Origin of the sequence: Nocardia sp. NPDC003269 (assembly GCF_042888005.1) — a bacterium.
Taxonomy (GTDB): Bacteria; Actinomycetota; Actinomycetes; order Mycobacteriales; family Mycobacteriaceae; genus Nocardia.
In genome coordinates this window covers 244759-262673 of the sequence record NZ_JBIAPA010000003.1, presented here as the reverse complement: position 1 = coordinate 262673, position 17915 = coordinate 244759, and the positions used below count along the sequence as shown (strand labels likewise).

General features: G+C 71.1%; 21 protein-coding genes. 7 read left to right on the top strand and 14 right to left on the bottom strand.

What is annotated here, in order from left to right; all coding sequences use genetic code 11:
- Positions 1–118 precede the first annotated feature (118 nt).
- A complete protein-coding gene (locus tag ACFYWJ_RS21200; protein ID WP_355272460.1) occupies positions 119–880 on the bottom strand; it encodes a 3-hydroxyacyl-CoA dehydrogenase in 762 nt (253 codons plus the stop codon).
- 81 nt (positions 881–961) lie between these two features.
- Between ACFYWJ_RS21200 and ACFYWJ_RS21195 the strand changes: the two genes are divergently transcribed.
- On the top strand, positions 962–1606 hold the full coding sequence (locus tag ACFYWJ_RS21195; protein WP_355272461.1) for a TetR/AcrR family transcriptional regulator: 645 nt from the start codon (positions 962–964) through the stop codon (positions 1604–1606).
- On the opposite strand, the gene ACFYWJ_RS21190 is transcribed toward ACFYWJ_RS21195, so the two are convergent.
- From ACFYWJ_RS21190 to ACFYWJ_RS21165, 6 genes are all read right to left on the bottom strand, one after another.
- Positions 1540–2418, bottom strand: coding sequence for a TIGR03619 family F420-dependent LLM class oxidoreductase (locus tag ACFYWJ_RS21190; RefSeq protein ID WP_355272463.1), 879 nt, complete (start codon positions 2416–2418; stop codon positions 1540–1542). The two genes, ACFYWJ_RS21195 and ACFYWJ_RS21190, sit on opposite strands and share 67 nt — an antisense overlap.
- On the bottom strand, positions 2415–3227 hold the full coding sequence (locus tag ACFYWJ_RS21185) for an SDR family NAD(P)-dependent oxidoreductase (RefSeq protein ID WP_355273048.1): 813 nt from the start codon (positions 3225–3227) through the stop codon (positions 2415–2417). The genes ACFYWJ_RS21190 and ACFYWJ_RS21185 overlap by 4 nt, the downstream gene beginning before the upstream one ends.
- 5 nt (positions 3228–3232) lie before the next feature.
- Entirely contained in the window at positions 3233–3736 is a 504-nt protein-coding gene (locus ACFYWJ_RS21180) for a nuclear transport factor 2 family protein (RefSeq protein WP_355272465.1), read from the bottom strand.
- Positions 3737–3826: 90 nt separating this feature from the next.
- Entirely contained in the window at positions 3827–4357 is a 531-nt protein-coding gene (locus ACFYWJ_RS21175; protein ID WP_355272467.1) for a VOC family protein, read from the bottom strand.
- A gap of 104 nt (positions 4358–4461) precedes the next feature.
- Positions 4462–4779 carry a hypothetical protein gene (locus ACFYWJ_RS21170; protein ID WP_355272469.1) on the bottom strand — a complete coding sequence of 106 codons (318 nt, stop codon included), beginning with the start codon at positions 4777–4779 and terminating at the stop codon, positions 4462–4464.
- A 122-nt stretch (positions 4780–4901) separates the two neighbouring features.
- Positions 4902–5780, bottom strand: coding sequence for a helix-turn-helix domain-containing protein (locus tag ACFYWJ_RS21165; RefSeq protein WP_355272470.1), 879 nt, complete (start codon positions 5778–5780; stop codon positions 4902–4904).
- Positions 5781–5870: 90 nt separating this feature from the next.
- Between ACFYWJ_RS21165 and ACFYWJ_RS21160 the strand changes: the two genes are divergently transcribed.
- The 3 genes from ACFYWJ_RS21160 to ACFYWJ_RS21150 all read left to right on the top strand — a co-directional run bounded on the left by ACFYWJ_RS21160 (position 5871) and on the right by ACFYWJ_RS21150 (position 8718).
- Positions 5871–6662 (top strand): SDR family oxidoreductase, encoded by a 792-nt coding sequence (locus ACFYWJ_RS21160; RefSeq protein ID WP_355272472.1) that lies wholly within the window; start codon positions 5871–5873, stop codon positions 6660–6662.
- A 10-nt stretch (positions 6663–6672) separates the two neighbouring features.
- A complete protein-coding gene (locus ACFYWJ_RS21155; protein WP_355272474.1) occupies positions 6673–7770 on the top strand; it encodes a diacylglycerol kinase in 1098 nt (365 codons plus the stop codon).
- A 300-nt stretch (positions 7771–8070) separates the two neighbouring features.
- Positions 8071–8718, top strand: a complete 648-nt coding sequence (locus ACFYWJ_RS21150) for a cyclase family protein (protein ID WP_355272475.1) — start codon at positions 8071–8073, stop codon at positions 8716–8718.
- A gap of 25 nt (positions 8719–8743) precedes the next feature.
- Here ACFYWJ_RS21150 and ACFYWJ_RS21145 read toward each other — a convergent pair whose 3' ends face one another.
- Positions 8744–9319, bottom strand: coding sequence for a helix-turn-helix domain-containing protein (locus ACFYWJ_RS21145; protein WP_355272477.1), 576 nt, complete (start codon positions 9317–9319; stop codon positions 8744–8746).
- 61 nt (positions 9320–9380) lie between these two features.
- Between ACFYWJ_RS21145 and ACFYWJ_RS21140 the strand changes: the two genes are divergently transcribed.
- On the top strand, positions 9381–10343 hold the full coding sequence (locus tag ACFYWJ_RS21140) for a TauD/TfdA family dioxygenase (protein WP_355272479.1): 963 nt from the start codon (positions 9381–9383) through the stop codon (positions 10341–10343).
- 60 nt (positions 10344–10403) lie between these two features.
- On the opposite strand, the gene ACFYWJ_RS21135 is transcribed toward ACFYWJ_RS21140, so the two are convergent.
- The 5 genes from ACFYWJ_RS21135 to ACFYWJ_RS21115 form a co-directional block, all read right to left on the bottom strand.
- Positions 10404–11468 (bottom strand): LLM class flavin-dependent oxidoreductase, encoded by a 1065-nt coding sequence (locus ACFYWJ_RS21135; protein WP_355272481.1) that lies wholly within the window; start codon positions 11466–11468, stop codon positions 10404–10406.
- A gap of 242 nt (positions 11469–11710) precedes the next feature.
- A complete protein-coding gene (locus ACFYWJ_RS21130) occupies positions 11711–12202 on the bottom strand; it encodes a DinB family protein (RefSeq protein WP_355272482.1) in 492 nt (163 codons plus the stop codon).
- 150 nt (positions 12203–12352) lie between these two features.
- Positions 12353–12526 (bottom strand): CsbD family protein, encoded by a 174-nt coding sequence (locus ACFYWJ_RS21125; RefSeq protein ID WP_355272486.1) that lies wholly within the window; start codon positions 12524–12526, stop codon positions 12353–12355.
- Between the two features lie 114 nt (positions 12527–12640).
- On the bottom strand, positions 12641–13747 hold the full coding sequence (locus ACFYWJ_RS21120) for a glutamate--cysteine ligase (protein WP_355272487.1): 1107 nt from the start codon (positions 13745–13747) through the stop codon (positions 12641–12643).
- A gap of 152 nt (positions 13748–13899) precedes the next feature.
- On the bottom strand, positions 13900–15009 hold the full coding sequence (locus ACFYWJ_RS21115) for an AI-2E family transporter (RefSeq protein ID WP_387162253.1): 1110 nt from the start codon (positions 15007–15009) through the stop codon (positions 13900–13902).
- A 178-nt stretch (positions 15010–15187) separates the two neighbouring features.
- On the opposite strand from ACFYWJ_RS21115, the gene ACFYWJ_RS21110 reads away from it, so the two are divergent.
- Positions 15188–15961, top strand: coding sequence for a MarR family transcriptional regulator (locus tag ACFYWJ_RS21110; RefSeq protein ID WP_355272489.1), 774 nt, complete (start codon positions 15188–15190; stop codon positions 15959–15961).
- The gene (locus ACFYWJ_RS21105) at positions 15958–16353 is read left to right on the top strand and encodes a VOC family protein (protein WP_355272490.1); all 396 of its coding nucleotides are present in this window, start codon (positions 15958–15960) and stop codon (positions 16351–16353) included. The genes ACFYWJ_RS21110 and ACFYWJ_RS21105 overlap by 4 nt, the downstream gene beginning before the upstream one ends.
- A 27-nt stretch (positions 16354–16380) precedes the next feature.
- Here the strand turns inward: ACFYWJ_RS21105 and ACFYWJ_RS21100 are convergent, their stop codons facing one another.
- Positions 16381–17886: an aldehyde dehydrogenase family protein gene (locus ACFYWJ_RS21100; RefSeq protein WP_355272492.1), complete on the bottom strand. Its 1506-nt coding sequence runs from the start codon at positions 17884–17886 to the stop codon at positions 16381–16383.
- Positions 17887–17915 lie beyond the last annotated feature (29 nt).

Below are 17915 nucleotides of genomic sequence, written 5' to 3'. Positions count from 1 at the left end.
TGTCCCAATTGTCCCGGATGGCCGGGGTGGGATGCGGTAGCCGGTCACGGCACCGGACCCGGACAGACGACCACCGGCCGGGCACAGTGCCCGGCCGGTGGTCATGGTGCCGATCGGATCAGCGCGGCGCCATGCGGATCGCGCCGTCGAGGCGGATGGTCTCGCCGTTGAGCATGGGGTTCTCCACGATGTGCCGGGCCAGCGCGGCGAACTCGGTGGGCTGGCCAAGGCGCGAGGGGTGCGGCACCTGCGCGCCGAGCGACTGCAGCGCCTCCTCGGGCAGCGTCTCGAACAGCGGAGTCCGGAACAGACCGGGCGCGATGGTGACGACCCGGATCTTGAAGCCCGCCAGATCACGCGCGACCGGCAGGGTCAGGCCGACGATGCCGCCCTTGGACGCGGAGTAGGCGGCCTGGCCGATCTGGCCGTCGTAGGCGGCGACGGAGGCGGTGTTGACGATGACGCCCCGCTCCTCGCCGACCGGCTCGGTGGCCGCCATGCGCTCGGCGGCCAGCCGGATCACGTTGAACGTGCCGACCAGGTTGACGTTGATCACCTTGGTGAAGTCGGCGAGCGGGAACGCGCCCTTCTTGCCGACCGTCTTGATCGCGTTGCCGATGCCCGCGCAGTTCACCGCGATCCGCAGCGGCGCCAGCGATTCGGCGACGTCGAGGGCCGCGGACACCGCCGATTCGTCGGTCACGTCCGCTGCCGCGAAGGCCGCGCCCTCGCCCAGCTCCTTGGCGATGGTCGCACCGTTGGACGACGGCAGGTCGACGATGACGACCTTGGCGCCCTGCGCGTGCAGTTCCCGCACGGTCGCCAAGCCCAGACCCGACGCGCCGCCGGTGACGATCGCGGACGCATTGACGAATTCCATACCAGTTACTCCTGTTCGATGAGGTGACTCGTGGTCGACCGCAATATTGACACACCTCGCCAAAACTGGTTGGCTTTCGCCGTGACGCCGCCCTCTGCCCGCCGCCCCGGCCGCCCGTCGGTGCTGGACACCCGGGCCGTCTCCGTGGGTGCGCTGCGCCTGTGGACCGAACGCGGTTTCGCCACGACGAGCTGGAACGACCTCGCCGAGGCCACCGGGATCAGCGCGCGAACCCTGTTGCGGCACTTCTCCTCCCGGTCCGAGATCGCCTGGCTGGGGGTCGCGCCTGCCACGGACCGGCTGCGCGACGCGCTCACCGGCGCGGCCGAAGACGCGCCGCCCGCGCTGGTGGTCCGCACGGCGATCGTCGAATCGGTGTCGCGCGACCCGCGGATCCACGAGCTCGCGCCGGATTGGCTGCGGCTGATCTCCTCCGAACCCGAGCTCGCCGCGACCGCGCCCCGGATCTACCAGCCCTGGATCGATACGCTGTCGGGCTATCTCGCCCGCCGGCTACCCGGCTCCCCCGCCGCCATCTGCCGGGCGCTCGCGACCGCCTACCAGTCCGCGACCTTCGCCGCGCTGATCGAGTGGGCCGAGTCCGGCGCGGGTGACGACTGCGCCGACTCGGTCGATCGGATGCTGCGGTGGATGGACGGTCACCTGCCGGGAACCGGCACCGCCCCGGACTCCTCGTCACGGATGTCGGCCAGCGCGCCGAGCTGATCGCAGTAGTGCTCGGCCGAGGTCGCGGTCAGCGCGGCCCCGATCACCGTCGCGCCCGCGCGGGTCGCCGCCGCGAGCTTCTTCCTTGTCCCCGTGGGGTTTCCGAGCGGGTCCAGGGATCCGGCCGAGAGCACGACCTCGAAGCCGGCGGGCGGCTCGCGGCGGGCGAGCAGTGTGCCGATCTCGTCGAAGGTCAGCCCGAACGGGACCCAGCCGTCGGCCAGGTCCAGCGCGCGCCGCAGCGACCGGGCCGTGCGGCCACCGATCCACAGCGGGACCGATTCCTGGACGGCGTGCGGTTCGACCACCAGGTCCGAGAACCGGTGATACGGGCCGTCGTGGTGCGGGACGCGCTGCGACAGCGCGGCTCGCAGCGCGACCAGGGCGGCGTCGGCACGGGCGCCACGGTCGTCGAACGGCACGTCGAGGAGCTCGAATTCCTCCTGGAGGGAGCCGACCCCCAGGCCGAGGACCAGCCGTCCACCGCTCACGACATCGAGCGTGCCGTAGCGCTTGGCGATCTCGAGCGGATGGTGATAGCCGAGGACGAGCACCTTGGTGGCCAGCCGGATCCGTTCGGTCCGCGCGGCCAGGTAGCCCAGGGTGGCCAGCGGATCCCAGTACGTCGCGCCACGCACCGCCGCGACGGCGGTCGGCACCGCGACGTGTTCGCTGCACGTGAGGTGATGGAAACCGAGCCGGTCGGCGGCGACGGCGATCCGCGCCAGTTCGGCGATGCCCGCCGACTCCTCCCACGGGCTGTGCGCGCCGGGCACCCGGGTGACCACCGGGGTGTCGATCCCGATCCTCATCGCGCCGCCTCCCGAGCACCCGGCGGCGGCAGGAGCTTGCGCGCCCCGGCGCTCGCCGCCAGCAGCAGCTCGGCCCGGTCGGTTCCGCTGTTGCGCTCGGCGATCGCGGCGAACTCAGTCACCACGACCACGGGTCCGTTCGGCAGGCTCGCCAGCCCTTGCGCGGCGACCTCGCGTGGTTCGGAGACCCGCAGGCCGGGGCGGTCCATCCGCAGGCCCGCCCGGGCCATGGCCGGGGTGCGGGTCACACCGAGTACCAGGTGCAGGACATCGACGTCGAAGTCGCGCATCTCCAGCCACAGACCCTCGGCGAAGGTCCGCAGGAACGCCTTGGCGGCCGCGTAGACGCTGATCTGCGCCGACCCCAGATAGCCGCTGAGCGAGCCGACCAGCAGGATCCCGCCGCGCCGCCGCTCGCGCATGGGCGCGCCGAAGTGCTGGACCAGCCGCAGCTGGGCGGTGATGTTGAGGTCGATCACCGCGCGGAATCGGTCGAGGTCACCGGTCACGAACTCGTGGCCGTAGGTGTTGGCGCCCGCGTTGTAGACGAGCAGGCCCACGGTCAGGTCCTCGGTGAGGGCCGCGATGCGGTCGAGCGCGTCCGGGGCGAGCAGATCGACCGACAGGGTCCGCACCTCGACGCCGTGAGCGCGGCAGACCTCGGCGGTCGCCAGCAGCGGTTCTTCCTTGCGCGCCAGCAGCACCAGATGTGTGCCGGCGCGGGCGAGCTGCTCGGCGAATTCGGCGCCGACTCCTTCCGATCCGCCCGCGATCACCGCCCAGGGTCCGTACTTGTCGAGATCCATGATGATGCTCAGCTCCGTTCGGATCCGGTGCCGACGCCGCCGAGCAGCTCGCGCGCCTCCGGCCTGCCGTCCAGCAGCCGGGCCACCCGGCGCTCCACCTGCCAGCGCCCGTCGGCCTTGACCAGTTCCCAGCGGTTCGCGGTGATCCGCGCGACCCGGAAGTCCGCGGTCGTGCCCGGCACCTTCAGCACCAGCTGCGAATGGCCGATGGCCACCGCGCGGTCCCCGTCGACCTCGATGTGCGGCAGGCCGAGCAGGTGCGCCGAGCCGTTGGTGATGAAGCCCTGATGCGGTGCGCCGCCGACCATCGCGCGCAGTTCCGCGCGCCCGCGCAGCATCCCCGAATCGACGTCGTACTCACCGTCTTCGGACCACAGTGCGGCCGTGGCGTCGGCGGCTCCGCTGTCCACCGCGGGACCATAGGCGGCGATCAGCTCGAGGATCTGCCATTTGTCCTCCATCACCTGCACGCGTCGCAGCAGTGCGCCGATGTCCCCGGTCGTCTGTGTCATGGATCCCTCACGTCGTCGAATGGCTTCGACAGTAACCACGTTCGACCTGACGGTGTAAGAAATTCCTCCCACTCAGTGGGCCGAATCCGGTCAGGATAGGGCGGCCCGCCGCGCCGCGACCCGGGCCCACACCTGCGGGTCGGTGCGCGGACCGCCCGGGGTGTCGGCGCCGTACCGGCGGATCTGGGCGTCGATATCCAGCGGCGCGGTCAGGGAGGTGCCGGGCGCCAGCGCGTCTTCCACGTGCGCGTCGGGCACCAGCCAGCACACCTCGAACTCGATGCCGTCGGGGTCTCGCGCGTAGAGCGCCTTGGTCGACCCGTGATCGCTCGCGCCGGTCAGCGCGTCCGCGGCGGCCAGGGCGTCGCGGACCGCGGCCAGCTCCGCCAACGTATCCACTTCCCACGCGACGTGATACAGCCCGACCGAGCCCTGTCCCGCACCGCGCGTCCTGGCCTGGAAGAGCCCGAGATCGTGGTCGTTGGCCGAGCCGGGGTGACGCAGGAAGGCGCCGCCGGGGAACCCCTCGGCGAGCCGCTCGAATCCGAGCACGTCCTCGTAGAACGCGATGCTGCGCGGCAGATCCGCGACGAACAAGACGATGTGGTTGATTCCCCGCATGCCCGGTGACCTCCTGGATGGACTGTTCTCGACCCCTCACCGTCCCACGGAACCGCGCCGGGACGACATCGGGTGACCGCCGAGTGGGACTGTTCGCGCGGTCCTCACTTCGGGACCAGCACCCCGGACAGATCCGCGTCCCGGATCGGCGTATCCGGATTCGCCTCCACGCCGCACATCAGGTTGATCGCGGCGACCGCCAGGTCGACATCGTTCTGGTCCGCCGCCGCGTTCCCGCGGCCCTCTTCCTCGAGCAGCTTCGTCACCGTGGTGTGCTTCTTCGCCGAGTCCTGGGCGAGGTACTCACTGCACCGGGTGTCACCGCCCTTGTTGACCGCTTTCTCCAGCTCCGCGCATCCCGTCGCCCCGCCCAGCGCGGCCAGGATCAGCGCGGTCGTCACGATCGTCGTTCGCAGGTCCATGATCACTCTCGTTCCTGTCGCATCCGTGCGCCGCGAAGGCCCTACACAGGGGGCATAGCCACGATCGACGTCGGTAATCAGCCGCGCCCGGCCTCAGCGGGACGAATGCGTCCGCGCGGCCGTCATCCGCGCCGCGCGAGCGCCACCGACAGCGCCTCGGCACCAGCGCGGATCGTGTCGACGTACCGTTCGCGCTCGGCCCGGCGCACCGTCGATCGCAGCGGGCCGATCTGGACCTCGTAGGGCGCGCCGGCGCCGGTGAGCACCGGCGCCGACAGATAGCTGACGGGCAGCGGGTGCTCGTCGGCGAGGTCGGCTTCCCGGTAGGGGCGCGCGGTCAGGCGGGCCAGCTGCCGCAGCACCCGGGCGCGGAGTTCCGGCTGGACCACCTCGCCGCCGACCGCGCCGAGCAGCTCGGCGAGCACCTCCACCAGACCCGCGTCGGCGGAGTCCGGCCCGAAGATCGCGCAGCCGTGGGTGGTGACGAACCGCAGCAGCGCGGGTGCCCCCCGCCGGGCCGGACCGGTCGCCGCGGCCGACCACGCGCGGCGTTCGGCGTCCCCGCGCCACGGCATCACCGCCGCGCCCGCCGGGTAGGACAGCGGAATGGATTGTCCGACCGCCAGTCCCGGCACGATGCGCGCGCCCCGCGCGTACTCCTTGGCCACCACGGTGAGCCGTCCGTCGGCGATGCGGCTCAGTGTCACGCCGCACTGCGCGGCCACCGCCATCGCCCGTAGCTCGGCGCTCACCGTCGCGGCCGGGATCTCGGCGTCCGCGACGGACAGCGCGGCGAGCGCGGGGCCGGGACCGAAGCGCCGGTCGCGGTCGCGGCGTACCCATCCGGCGTCGGTGAGTTCGGTGAGTACCGCGGTGACCGTGGCACGGGCGAGCGAGAGCGCCGACGCGATCTCCGAGGCGGTCAACGCCCGGTCGCCGCGCGTCAGCAGTTCCATCACCTCGATGACCCGGCGGGTCGGCGGCGACGCGGATTCCGGCATGACACCCCTTGTCTGCGGATGTGACCCGCCCTACACTGCTTCGACTATTCGCCACATATTAGTCGAATATTCGACGCACGAGAGGTGCTCATGATCCTCGACCAGTTCCGTCTGGACGACCGGGTAGCCGTTGTCACGGGAGCGGGACGCGGCCTCGGCGCCGCGATCGCCACCGGATTCGCCGAGGCCGGTGCCGACGTGGTGATCGCCGCGCGCACCGAGGCCGACCTGCGGCGGGTCGCCGATCAGGTCGAGGCGGCGGGTCGGCGCGCGCACGTCGTGGTCGCCGACCTGGCCGACCCGGACGCCGTCACCGCGCTGGCCGACGCCGCGACCGCGCGGTTCGGTCGCCTGGACATCGTCGTCAACAATGTGGGCGGGGCACTGCCGCGACCGTTGCTCGACACCTCCCCCGACGATCTCACCGAGGCCTTCGCCTTCAATGTCGGAACGGCGCACGCCCTGGTGCGGGCCGCGGTGCCGAAGATGCTCGAGACCGCGGGCGGCGGATCGATCGTCAACATCACCTCGACCATGGGCAGGCTACCGGGCCGCGCGTTCGCCGCCTACGCCACCGCCAAAGCCGCCCTCGCGCACTACACCCGCAGTGCCGCCATGGATCTCAGCCCACGGATCCGGGTCAACGCGATCGCCCCCGGCTCGATCCTGACCTCGGCGCTCGACATCGTCGCGGGCAACGACCAGATGCGCACGGCGATGGAACAGGCGACACCGCTGGGGCGCCTCGGCGAGCCCACCGACATCGCCGCGGCCGCGCTGTTCCTCGCCTCGCCCGCGGGCGCCTTCCTCACCGGGAAGGTGCTCGAGGTCGACGGCGGGCTCATCGCGCCGAATCTGACCATCCCCCTGCCGGATCTGTGAGGACGACACCATGGTTCACCGCGTAGTCCATTGGGGCACCGGCAATGTCGGGCGCCACGCCCTGGCGGGAGTGCTGGCCGACCCCCGCTTCGACCTGGTCGGCGTGCGCGTCTCCGGTCCCGACAAGGCCGGTCGCGACGCCGCCGAACTCGCCGGATCACCCACGCCCACCGGCGTACTCGCCACCACCGACACCGCTGAGATCCTGGCGCTGCGGCCCGATTGCGTCGTCTACACCGCCATGACCGACAACCGGCTGATGGAGGCGCTGGCCGACCTGCGCGAACTGCTCGCCGCCGGGATCAATGTGGTGGCCAGCGCGCCCGTCTTCCTCCAGTACCCGTGGCAGGTGCTGCCCGCGGACCTGCTGGACCCGGTGGAACAGGCGGCGGCGCAGGGCAATTCCTGCCTGTTCGTCAACGGCATCGACCCGGGTTTCGCCAACGACCTGCTGCCGCTGGCCCTGCTGGGCACCTGCCACTACGTCGAACAGGTGCGCTGCCTCGAGATCGTCGATTACTCGACTTACGACAATCCCGCCGTCATGTTCGACATCATGGGCTTCGGCAGGCCCATGCACCAGACGCCCCTGCTGTTGCAGCCCGGCGTGCTCTCGCTGGCATGGGGCAGCGTGGTGCGCCAGCTCGCCGCCGGTCTGGACCTCGAGCTCGGCAGCGTCACCGAGCATTACGAGCGCCTGCCCGCGCCGGAGACCTTCGAGATCTCGTCGGGCACCATCCCCGCCGGTACCGCGGCGGCCCTGCGGTTCGAGGTCCGCGGCATGGTCGGGGACCGGCCCGTCACCGTGCTCGAACACGTCACCCGGCTGCGGGCCGACCTCGCACCCGAGTGGCCTCAGCCCGCCCGTAGCGGCGGGTCCTACCGCGTCGAGATCACCGGCGAGCCGCACTACACCCTGGACCTGGCGATGTTCAGCGACCACGGCGACCACAACCACGCCAGTCTCGTCGGCACGGCGATGCGGGTGGTCAACGCGATCCCCGCCGTCATCGCCGCGCCGCCGGGCATCCGCACCACGCTGGACCTTCCCCTCGTCACCGGTGCGGGCCTGGCCGATCCGGGCCGAAAGCCCGGACAGCGCAGGTGAAGAACGGCCGACCCGAGGGTCGGCCGTTCACTCGTCCGCGTTCGGACCGGCGACACCGGCCTCCCGTCCCCACGCCGGCGGGTCCACCACGGTCGGTCGGATGTCGGCGGGCGGCCAGGTCGTCCAGGCGGCCGCGGCCGCGTGTTCAGCGATGGATTTTCCCCAGTTCCACATCGTTTCGCTCCTCCCCAGAGCTCCTCGGTGGTCTCACCAGGCTATCCGGCGATGATGTGGAGGGCTAACGATTATTCGCCGCGCGCCGCATCCGCGCGGCGCCGGACCGGTTCGTAAGCTGCGGGTGTGCGCCTGATCGACCTGACCCAGCCGATCCACACCGGCATGCCGGTGTTCCCCGGCGACCCGGAAGTCCTGCTGGAACCCGCCCTCCGGGTCGCCGACGACGGGGTGAACGTGCTGCGCGTGCACCTCGGATCGCAATCCGGGACCCACGTCGACGCACCGGCTCACCTCGACGACCGCCTGCCCACCCTGGACGAGCTGCCGCTGGAACGGTTCACCGGGCCCGCGCACCTCGTGGATGCCCGTTCCGTGCCCGCGCGCGGCGCGATCGGCGTCGAGCTGTTCGCCATCGATCCGGTTCCGGGTGCGGTGGTGCTGATAGTCACCGGCTGGTCGTCCCGCTGGGGCACCGCCGACTATCTAGGCCACCCCTACCTGCACCCGGATGCCGCACAGTGGTTGGTGGACAAGGGAATCCGGACCGTCGGCATCGACGCACCCAGCATCGACCCGTCCGAGGCCGACGATCTCACCCTTCCCGCGCACCGGATCCTGTGCGGCGCGCACGCCGTCATCGCCGAGAACCTCACCGGACTGGACCGGCTACTCACCGTGGGCGGCTCGATCGAGATCTCGCTGTTCCCACTGCGACTCAGCGGGGCCGACGGTGCCCCGGTCCGGGCGGTGGCCCGAGTGAGCGACCGGTAGCGGTCCGGCCGCAGGTCGTTCGCGATCAGGCGTCGCCGTCGAGGATCCGGGTGGCCCTGGCGGTGGCGTCGCGGCGCAACTCGGCGTCCGGCACGTCCTGCAGGCCGGTCGCGGCGCGCAGGAACGGCCCGAACATTTCCCAGCCGACCAGCAGGGCGGCCGCGTTGGCGGCGGCGAGAGCGGCGGACCGGTCGTCGGCGCCCGCGGCCGCGGCTCGGTCGACGAGGGCCGCCATGATCGGGAAGCGCTGCTGGAGGCGACCGACCGGGTAGCCGTCCAGGAGGCAGCGCGCCAGCACGGTCAGGTGCAGGCGGGTGGCCGGATCGACCGGACCCGTTCCGCTGAGGTCGGTGGCGGGTCCGTGCAGGTCGCCCAGGTGGTCGAGCACGGCGGCGACGAGGTTCTCCTTGGCGCCGAAGTGCCGGAACACCAGCCCGTGGTTGACCCCGGCGCGTTCGGCGATATCGCGCACCGAGGTGGCGGCCGGGCCGCGCTCGGCGAACAGTTCGGCCGCGTGCTCGATGACGGCCGCGCGCACGGCCTCTCGGCCGGTGGGAGTTGGAATCTCCGCGATTCGATCCGTCCTCGGCCCTGTAGTCATGCGACTACGGTAGCCGTATCCGCACTGTAGTCGGTCGACTACATGAGCAAGGGAGATCCGGATGTCCGAAGCCACCGCAGTCGCGGCGCCGCAGAACCACGACGAGCCGGCCGTGCGGCCGTTCCCCCTGCCGGGGTACTCGATCACCGTCGGACCCTTCTCCCACCTGCGGGCCGAACGCGAGCGGCTCTCGGCCCTGCGGTGGCGGCACTTCGACGCCGAGCAGGTCGGCGCGACCCTCGGCGCGGAGATCAGCGGCATCGACCTCACCGTCGCCCAGTCGGCCGAGGTCGTCGACGAACTGCGCCGGGCGCTGCACGACTACAAGGTGCTGTTCTTCCGCGACCAGCCGCTGACCCCCGCCCAGCACGTCGCGTTCGCGCGGCGCTTCGGCGAGCTGGAGATCCATCCCGCGCTGGCGGCCAGCGCCGACCAGCCCGAGCTGGTCCGCTTCGAGAAGGACTCCCAGATGGTCGGGGTGGAGAACGCCTGGCACCACGACGTCACCTGGCGCGAGCACCCCTCGCTCGGCGCGGTCCTGCACGCGGTCGAGGTACCGGCGATCGGCGGCGACACCCTGTTCGCCGACATGTACGCCGCCTACGAGTCGCTCGACGCCGACACCCGCGCCGAGATCGACGGCCTCGACGCGATCCACGACTTCACCCGCGCCTTCGGCTTCCGCGCCACCCCCGAGCAGCAGGCCGAGATGCGCCAGCGGAATCCGTCGGTGCGCCACCCGGTGGTCGCCACCCACGCCGCGACCGGCCGCAAGCACCTGTACGTGAACCGCATCTTCACCGACCGCATCGTCGGCTACGACGAAGACCGCAGCCGCGCCCTGATCGATCGTCTCGCCCGCCAGGCCGACTACCCCGAGCACCAGGTCCGGTTGACGTGGCGTCCCGACACGGTCGCGTTCTGGGACAACCGCGCCGTGCAGCACTACGCCGCCAGCGACTACTGGCCCCAGCGCCGAGTCGTCGAGCGTGCCTCCATCACCGGTCCCCGACCGACCCGCTGAGCACGGCGAGGGGCACCGAACCGCGCCGCGAATGTCCCTGCGACGCGGCGCTGTCCGTGCTCAGTCCCCGAGCAACGGCAGCAGCTGAGCGCCCTGGCGTTCGATCTCCCGCAGGTACGGGGTATCCGACAGCACGAAGTGGGTGATGCCCAGATCGCGGTACTTGCGCAGCGATTTGGCGACGTCCTCGGCGGAGCCGACGAGCCAGGTTGTGCCCGCGCCGCCGCCACCGTAGGTGCCCGGCGCGGTGTAGAGATTGTCGTCGAGCACCTCGCCCCGGGCGGCCAGGTCGAGCAACCGCTGCTGCCCGACCGCGGTCCGGCGCCGCGGCTCCTGCGGTGCGCCAACGTGATTCGCCGCCATCTCCGCGACCCTGGCCTCGGCGTCGGCCCAGGCCTGCTCGGTGGTGTCACGGACGAAGGTGGTGATCCGCAGCCCGAATTCCAGCGGCGCGTGCTCGCGGCCGAGTTCGGCGCTCAACGCGCGCAGACGTTCGATCCGTTCCCGGACGCCGTCGAGGGGTTCGCCCCAGAACAGTTGCACGTCGGCCTCGGTGGCGGCGACGCGTTCGGCGGCCGCCGAGGCGCCGCCGAAGTACAGCGTCGGGTGGCGACGCTCGCCGCGGGGCACGATGCGCGGCGTCACCGTGGAATCGGTGACCTGGAAGTGCTCGCCCCGGTAGGTGACGTTCTCCTCGGTCCACAGCTTGCGGACCAGCTGCAGGAACTCCCTGGTGCGGGCGTAGCGGTGCGCCTGATCGCCCTCGCTGTCGCCGTAGGCGGCCAGGTCGTCCTGCCCGGAGACGATGTTCACCCGCACCCGGCCACCGGTGAGATGGTCGAGAGTGGCGGCGGCGGAAGCGAAGTTCGCCGGCCGCCAGTACCCGGGACGGATCGCGATGAGCGGTTCGAAGGTGCGGGTCCGCGCGGCCAGCGCCGCGGCCACGGTGAGGGTGTCCGGGCGGCCCCAGCCGGTGCCGAGCAGGGCGCCCTTCCAGCCGTTGGCCTCCAGCGCCTCGGCGTGCGCGGTCAGCGTGTCGAGGCTGTTGTGGTCGGCGGTGACCGGCTCACCCCGGTGGCCGGGGACGACCTGATTCGGGATGTACCAGAGGAATTCGAGACTCATGCGGGCCGTTCCGTTCGTGATCAGCGGGCGAGGTGTCGCGCGGCGCTGTCACGTCGATGCCGACGGTCGACATCGAGTCCGCGAACTACCCGACATCGGTCGGCCCTGTTCCTTGCCCGGAATTGTCGACCCGGGTCACGCGGATACGCGGGTTCCCGACCACATTCGAGACCCGGAACTGCGGCGGTGACCAGCGATGATGGGAAATAGAATCCCGCCGAAGGGAATTCCCGCGCGCGACCTCAACGGCCGGTGCTGCCGTCGATCAATTCGCGCAGGATGTCGGCATGGCCCGCGTGCCTGCCGGTCTCCTCGATCATGTGCGTGAGCGCCCAGCGGACACTGGGCGCGGGGCGCCCGGGCCGCGGAATCGGTGCGCCGAGATCGGTACAGCCGTCGAGGATGTCGTTCGCGCGCTCGACCGCGGACCGGTAGCGGGCGACGATGTCACCCACACTGTCCTCGGGAGCGACCCGGAAGGTGGCCTGCCAGTCGGTCACGGTGTCCCCGAGGAACATCGCGCGTTCGACGAAGGTCAGATGTGCGAGCACGCCGAGCAGATTCGTGCCCGACGGCACGGCGGCGGTGCGCGCCTGCGGCTCCGGCGCGCCCTCGACCTTCGCGGCGACCGATGTCCGCAGATAGTCGAGGAAGCCGCGCAGCACCTCGGCCTCGCCGCTGCCGGTCCGGGGCGGTGGGGTATCCCTGCGGCGGGTGCGGCGCGGCGTCGGCACGGGGGTCTCCTTCCGTCGCGAGCGTCGGCCCGCGTCGCCCTCGAGTCTCGCCATACCCGCCGCGATCTGGCACGCGAAATTGCGGTTTCGGCAAAACGGCGAGCGCCCGCGGGGCACCGGCGATCGTGCTCGGTGCCCCGCGGACGGGTGTCAGTTCCGGAAGGCGTCCTTGACCTTCTCGCCGGCGTTCTTCAGGTCGGACTTGGTCTGATCCGCGCGACCCTCGTTCTCCAGGTCCCGGTCGTCGGTGGCCTTGCCGGCGGCCTCCTTGGCCTTACCCGCCAATTCCTCGGCCTTGTTCTTCGCCTTGTCCGCAAAGCTCATCGCGGCATTCCTTTCGACGTTCGCTCGGCCACGACGGTGGCCGTGGGCCGTCTTGGGGACCCACCGCGGCGGTACCCGGGTCACGCCGGGACAAACAACGGCGCCGGATCCGCCTCAGCACCCGTCCAGCGTCGCCCGCGCGGATTCGGCCACCACGTCGGCAATGTCGCGCCGGGCGCGGAAGGCCTCGAGCTGGCGGCGCGCACCGTTGCCCCGGCCGATCAACGCGTCGATCGCCGCGACGACGAAATCGTGGTCACCGCTGTCGACGAGTGCCGGCTCGATGTGCTCGACGAGGCGTCGCAGCAGGTCCCGGTGCGGGACCACCCGGCTGTCGGCCATGTCGAGGCCGTCGCCGTCCAGGCCGGAATGCGCGGCGTTCCAGTAGGCGGCCCGCAGTACCTCGCCCGACACCGCGAGCGCCGCTTCCCGCCGGGCGATCGACCGCAGCCCCGAGCTCACGATCCCCCGGATCAATGCCGCCAGCAGCGCGGATTCCGCCGCGGTGGCCGGGATATCGCTGACCCGGACTTCCACGGTCGGGAACGATTCCGAGGGCCGGATGTCCCAATAGACCATCTTGTTGTCCAGGATGCTGCCGCTGGCCCGCATCATCGCCACGATCGCCTCGTAATCGTCGAGCGAGGTGAAGTACGGCGGCGGGCCGGCGCTGGGCCAGCGCCGCCACAGGATGCTGCGCCAGCTCGCGTACCCGGTCTCGCTGCCGCGGTAGATCGCCGAGTTTGCCGTCGTGGCGAGCAGGACCGGCAGCCAGGGCCGCACGTAGTTGCCGACGAGCACCGCGGTCTCGCGGTCCGGCACGCCGACGTGGACGTGGCAACCACACAGTCCCTGCTCGCGGGCGAGCATCCCGAACGTGCGCGCGATCCGCTCGTAGCGCGGGGTATCGGTCACCGGAAACCGCTCGGGAACGGTCGGCGGGATCGCGACCGCGAGCAACCGGGCATCGTGCTCGGCCGCGCACTCGGCGACCCGGCGCCGGGACGCGCGCAGCTCCCCCAGCAGTTCGCCGATATCGGAGTGCACCCGGCTGCTGGTTTCCACCTGGCACCGCGTCAGCTCGAGCTGCAGGTCGATCCCGGCCCGCTGCGCGGTGGCGGCGACCTGGCGGTTCTTCGGGGCCGGCGCCCCGGTGCCGGGGTCGGTCAACAGGAATTCCTCTTCGACACCGACCGTGAGAACGTCCGCGTGCCTGCCCACCGCCCGCCTCCTTCGCAGGGATTCGACGAGGTACTTCCCGCCGCGACCACGACACAGCGGCGCCATCTTCACGGTAGTCCAGGCCGTGGCCGAGGTGAACCCTGTCGACGTGGTGTCGCGCGGCGGCCCGACGTGATCGTCGTCGAGTTCGGTCAGACGGCGGGGTCGGGCACCACCGACTCCTCGCTGTCCGACTCGTCCGGCTCCGCCGGTGACGCTCCGGTGGCGGCATCGATCTGCTCGCCGATGTACCGGATGACCACCGCGACCATCGCCACGACCGGCACCGCGAGGAACGCGCCGGTGATGCCGTAGAGCGAGCCGCCCGCGGTCACCGCGAGCAGCACGATCACGGCGTGCAGCTCCATGCTGCGGCTCTGCAGCACCGGTTGCAGCACATTGCCTTCCAGCTGCTGCACCGCGATGACGATGCCGAGGACGATCACCGCGGTGGTGAACCCGTTGCCGACCAGCGCGACGAGCACCGCGAGCGCACCGGCGACGAACGCGCCGACCATGGGCACGAATCCGCCGATGAAGGTGATCACCGACAGCACCAGCGCGAGCGGGACATCGAGGATGAACAGCGCGGTACCGATGCAGAGGGCGTCGACCATGCTGACGACGGCCTGGGTCCGGATGAATCCGCCCAGGGTCGCCCACACCCGTTCCAGGACGGCCTCGACGTGGCGACCGCTGCGGCTGCCGAACACCCCGTGCATCCACGGCAGCAGCCGGGGCCCGTCCTTCAAGAAGAAGAACACCAAGACCAGCACCAGGAACACGGTGATCAGGAACGAGGTCGCGGTGGAGACGCCGGTGAACACCCCGTTGGCGATCTGCGCGCCGCTGGACTGCAGCCGCGCCACGATGGCCTCGACCGCGGAATCGAGTTGCTCGTCGCGGATCTGCAACGGCGGGCCCTGGATCCAGTCACGGACCTGATTGACGCCCTCGGTGGACTTGTCGACGAGTTCGGGGGCCTGGTCGGCCACCGACGGCACGATCAGCGCGACGACGCCGGCGACCAGCGCGAGAAACCCCAGCAGCGTCGTCGACGCGGCCAGCGCGGGCGGCCACCGGTGCCGGGTCAGCCACCGGGTCAGCGGCCACAGGATCGTGGCGACCACGATCGCCAGGGCGACGGGCAGAATCACCACCCACAGCCGGGCGGCGACCGAACCGAGCACCCACGCCCCCGCCGCGATCGCCACGATGCACAGCGACCACTTCGCCAGCCACAGCAGCCCGCCGCCGATCACCTCCCCTCGGTCGCGCAACGACTTTCCGTTCGACGCCGTCACTCTGGGTTCTTGCACCGAAGGTTCTTTCACCGGCCCGCTCACGCCGCCAGTCTTACACGCCGGGCCGGAACGCGACGCCGAGACGGGACGCAATTCCATCAAACTCATTTGATGTATTCGGTGCTAGCCTGGAAGGGTGACCTCGCCCCGCCGAACGGTTCCCCCATTCGTTCAGCTGGCCGCTCATCCCCTGCGATGGCAGTTGCTCACCGAGCTGGCCGGTGGCGACCTGCGCGTGCGCGAACTGGTGACGCGGCTCGGCGAACCGCAGAACCTGGTCTCCTACCACCTGCGATTGCTCCGCGACGGCGGGCTGGTCACGGCGACGCGCAGCAGCCACGACGGCCGCGATACCTACAACCACCTGGACCTGGACCGCTGCGCCGACCTGATCGCCGGCGCGGGCCCCGCGCTGCATCCGGCGCTGCGGATGCACCAGGGCGCGCCGTCGGTCGAACCGCGCGCGGCGTCGACGGTGCTGTTCGTCTGCACCGGCAACAGCGCCCGCTCGGTGATCGCCGAAGCCCTGCTTCGGCACCGCGGCGAGGACCGCGTGACGGCACTCAGCGCCGGAACCCGGCTGAAACCGGCGCTGCATCCCGACACCGTGCGCGTGCTGCGCGACGAGTTCGGCATCGATGTCGGCGGCCGCGTACCCCGGCCGCTGGACGAACTGAGTGATCAGCGGTTCGATGCCGTGATCACCCTGTGCGACAAGGCTCGCGAGAACTGTCCCGATTTCCCGAACCACCCGCGACACATCCACTGGAGCATTCCGGACCCGGCCGCGCGGCACCGCGCCGACGAGGACCCCTATCCCCTGTTCCTGTCCACCGCGACCGAGATCGACACCCGGGTCCGCCACCTCCTGCCCACCCTCACCGCCCACCCGAAAGGCAGTGCGCCATGACCACATCCACCGACCTGGCCGCCGTCCGCTACCTCGTCGACGACGTCGCGGCAGCGATCGACTTCTACACCGGGCACTTCGGCTTCACCCTGCGCATCGATGCCACACCCGCCTTCGCCGATGTCGTGCGAGGTCCCCTGCGGCTCCTGCTGTCCGGTCCGGCGAGTTCCGGTGCCCGCGCCACCCCAGCCGACCTGGCCGGGCCGGGCGGCAACCGGATCCATCTCCTCGTCGCCGACCTCGATGCCGAGATCGCCCGGCTCCACAGCGCGGGCGTCGATTTCCGCAGCGACCCGGTGACCGGCCCGGGCGGACGGCAGGTCCTGATCGCCGACCCCGCGGGCAATCTCATCGAGCTGTTCCAGCCCGCCGCACAGCGACCGGGTTCGTAGCCGAACGCGGGCGCGCTCGTCCGGGGGTCAGTGCTTGTTGCCGTACAGGGTGCGTACCGCGCGCCGGACGATGGCCATGGTCGCGGCCGTCCGCTCGAAGGTCAGCAACGCCATGCCGGGGATCGCGAACCGCTGCCGGGCAAGCGAATGCGGGCGGGCGAACTCGCGCAGGCCCTCCTGACCGTGGATGCGCCCGATGCCGGACTCGCCCACCCCGCCGAACGGCAGGGAGGAGATGGCGCCGAAGGCGAGGACCGCATTGATCGAGGTGGCCCCCGCGCGCAGCCGACGGGCGATCTCGACCCCGTGCCGCTTCGAGTAGACCGTGGAGGCCAGCCCGAAGCGGGTGCCGTTGGCCAGCGCCACCGCTTCGTCCACATCGGCGACCGACCGCACGGTCAGCGTGGGGCCGAAGGTCTCCTCCTGCACCGCAGATGACTGTTCGTCGACATCGAGCAGCACGACCGGGTCGATGAAGGGCGCCCGCACCGAGTCGGGCCCACCGACCACGGCGGTGCCGCCGTCGCGCAGCGCGTCCTCGATATGGCGACGGACCACCTCGATCTGGCCCGGCATGGTCATCGGGCCGTAGTCGGCCCCGGGATCGCTGCCGGCCCGCACACCGTCGAGGTTCTTGCGCAGCTCCGAAACGAACTGGTCGCGCACGGATTTCACGACATAGACCCGTTCGACGCCGACACAGGTCTGGCCGCTGTTGGCGAAGGCGCCCCAGGCGATATCTCGGGCGGCGGCCGCGACATCGGCGTCACCGGCGACGATCGCGGCGTCCTTGCCACCGCATTCGAGCAGCACGGGTGTCAGGGAATCGGCGGCCGCGGCCATGATCTTCTTCCCGGTCGCGGTCGACCCGGTGAAGGCGACCTTGTCCACCCCGGCGGTCACCAGCGCGGCACCGGTGGCGCCGTACCCGTTGACGGTCTCCAGAATGCCCTGCGGCAGCTCGGGATTCGCCAGGGCGAAGGCCGCCGCGAAGTAGTTGCCGACGCCGGTGGTGTACTCACTCGGCTTGAACACCACGGTGTTCCCGGCGATGAGGGCGTAGGCGATCGAGCCGGTCGGGGTGTAGACCGGGTAGTTCCACGGCCCGATCACCCCGACCACACCGAGCGGCCGCCACTCGACCGTGGCGGCGAAGTTCGCCATCAGCAGGCCGGGGCGCTCCCGCCGCGAGGCCAGCGCTCGCTCCCCGTGGCGGGCGGCCCAGTCGATGTGGCCCAGCGCCAGGGTGAGTTCGAGGAAGGCGTCGTCGACCGGTTTACCGTTCTCCCGCTGGATCAGCGCGGTGAACTCCTCGGCGTGCCCGGTCAGGTACGACGCCCAGCGCAGCAGCGCCGTGCGCCGCGCCGAGAACGGCTGCCCCGCCCAGAATTCCGCGGCGACGCGCGCCCGACCGACCACGCGCTGGACCTGTTCCGGCGTGTCGATCGGGTACTCGCCGATCGGTTCACCGGTCGCGGGATCGAACGACACCAGTACTTCCGCCGTGACCGGCGCCTGCTCGGTGGTACTCATCTCTGATTCCTCGTCTTCGATTCGGGGTG

Coding starts and splice junctions, on each gene's coding strand:
- ACFYWJ_RS21200 (WP_355272460.1), bottom strand. CDS start 880: ATGGAATTCGTCAATGCGTCCGCGATCGTCACCGGCGGCGCGTCGGGT.
- ACFYWJ_RS21190 (WP_355272463.1), bottom strand. CDS start 2,418: ATGAGGATCGGGATCGACACCCCGGTGGTCACCCGGGTGCCCGGCGCG.
- ACFYWJ_RS21180 (WP_355272465.1), bottom strand. CDS start 3,736: ATGACACAGACGACCGGGGACATCGGCGCACTGCTGCGACGCGTGCAG.
- ACFYWJ_RS21175 (WP_355272467.1), bottom strand. CDS start 4,357: ATGCGGGGAATCAACCACATCGTCTTGTTCGTCGCGGATCTGCCGCGC.
- ACFYWJ_RS21170 (WP_355272469.1), bottom strand. CDS start 4,779: ATGGACCTGCGAACGACGATCGTGACGACCGCGCTGATCCTGGCCGCG.
- ACFYWJ_RS21165 (WP_355272470.1), bottom strand. CDS start 5,780: ATGCCGGAATCCGCGTCGCCGCCGACCCGCCGGGTCATCGAGGTGATG.
- ACFYWJ_RS21160 (WP_355272472.1), top strand. CDS start 5,871: ATGATCCTCGACCAGTTCCGTCTGGACGACCGGGTAGCCGTTGTCACG.
- ACFYWJ_RS21155 (WP_355272474.1), top strand. CDS start 6,673: ATGGTTCACCGCGTAGTCCATTGGGGCACCGGCAATGTCGGGCGCCAC.
- ACFYWJ_RS21145 (WP_355272477.1), bottom strand. CDS start 9,319: ATGACTACAGGGCCGAGGACGGATCGAATCGCGGAGATTCCAACTCCC.
- ACFYWJ_RS21140 (WP_355272479.1), top strand. CDS start 9,381: ATGTCCGAAGCCACCGCAGTCGCGGCGCCGCAGAACCACGACGAGCCG.
- ACFYWJ_RS21135 (WP_355272481.1), bottom strand. CDS start 11,468: ATGAGTCTCGAATTCCTCTGGTACATCCCGAATCAGGTCGTCCCCGGC.
- ACFYWJ_RS21125 (WP_355272486.1), bottom strand. CDS start 12,526: ATGAGCTTTGCGGACAAGGCGAAGAACAAGGCCGAGGAATTGGCGGGT.
- ACFYWJ_RS21105 (WP_355272490.1), top strand. CDS start 15,958: ATGACCACATCCACCGACCTGGCCGCCGTCCGCTACCTCGTCGACGAC.
- ACFYWJ_RS21100 (WP_355272492.1), bottom strand. CDS start 17,886: ATGAGTACCACCGAGCAGGCGCCGGTCACGGCGGAAGTACTGGTGTCG.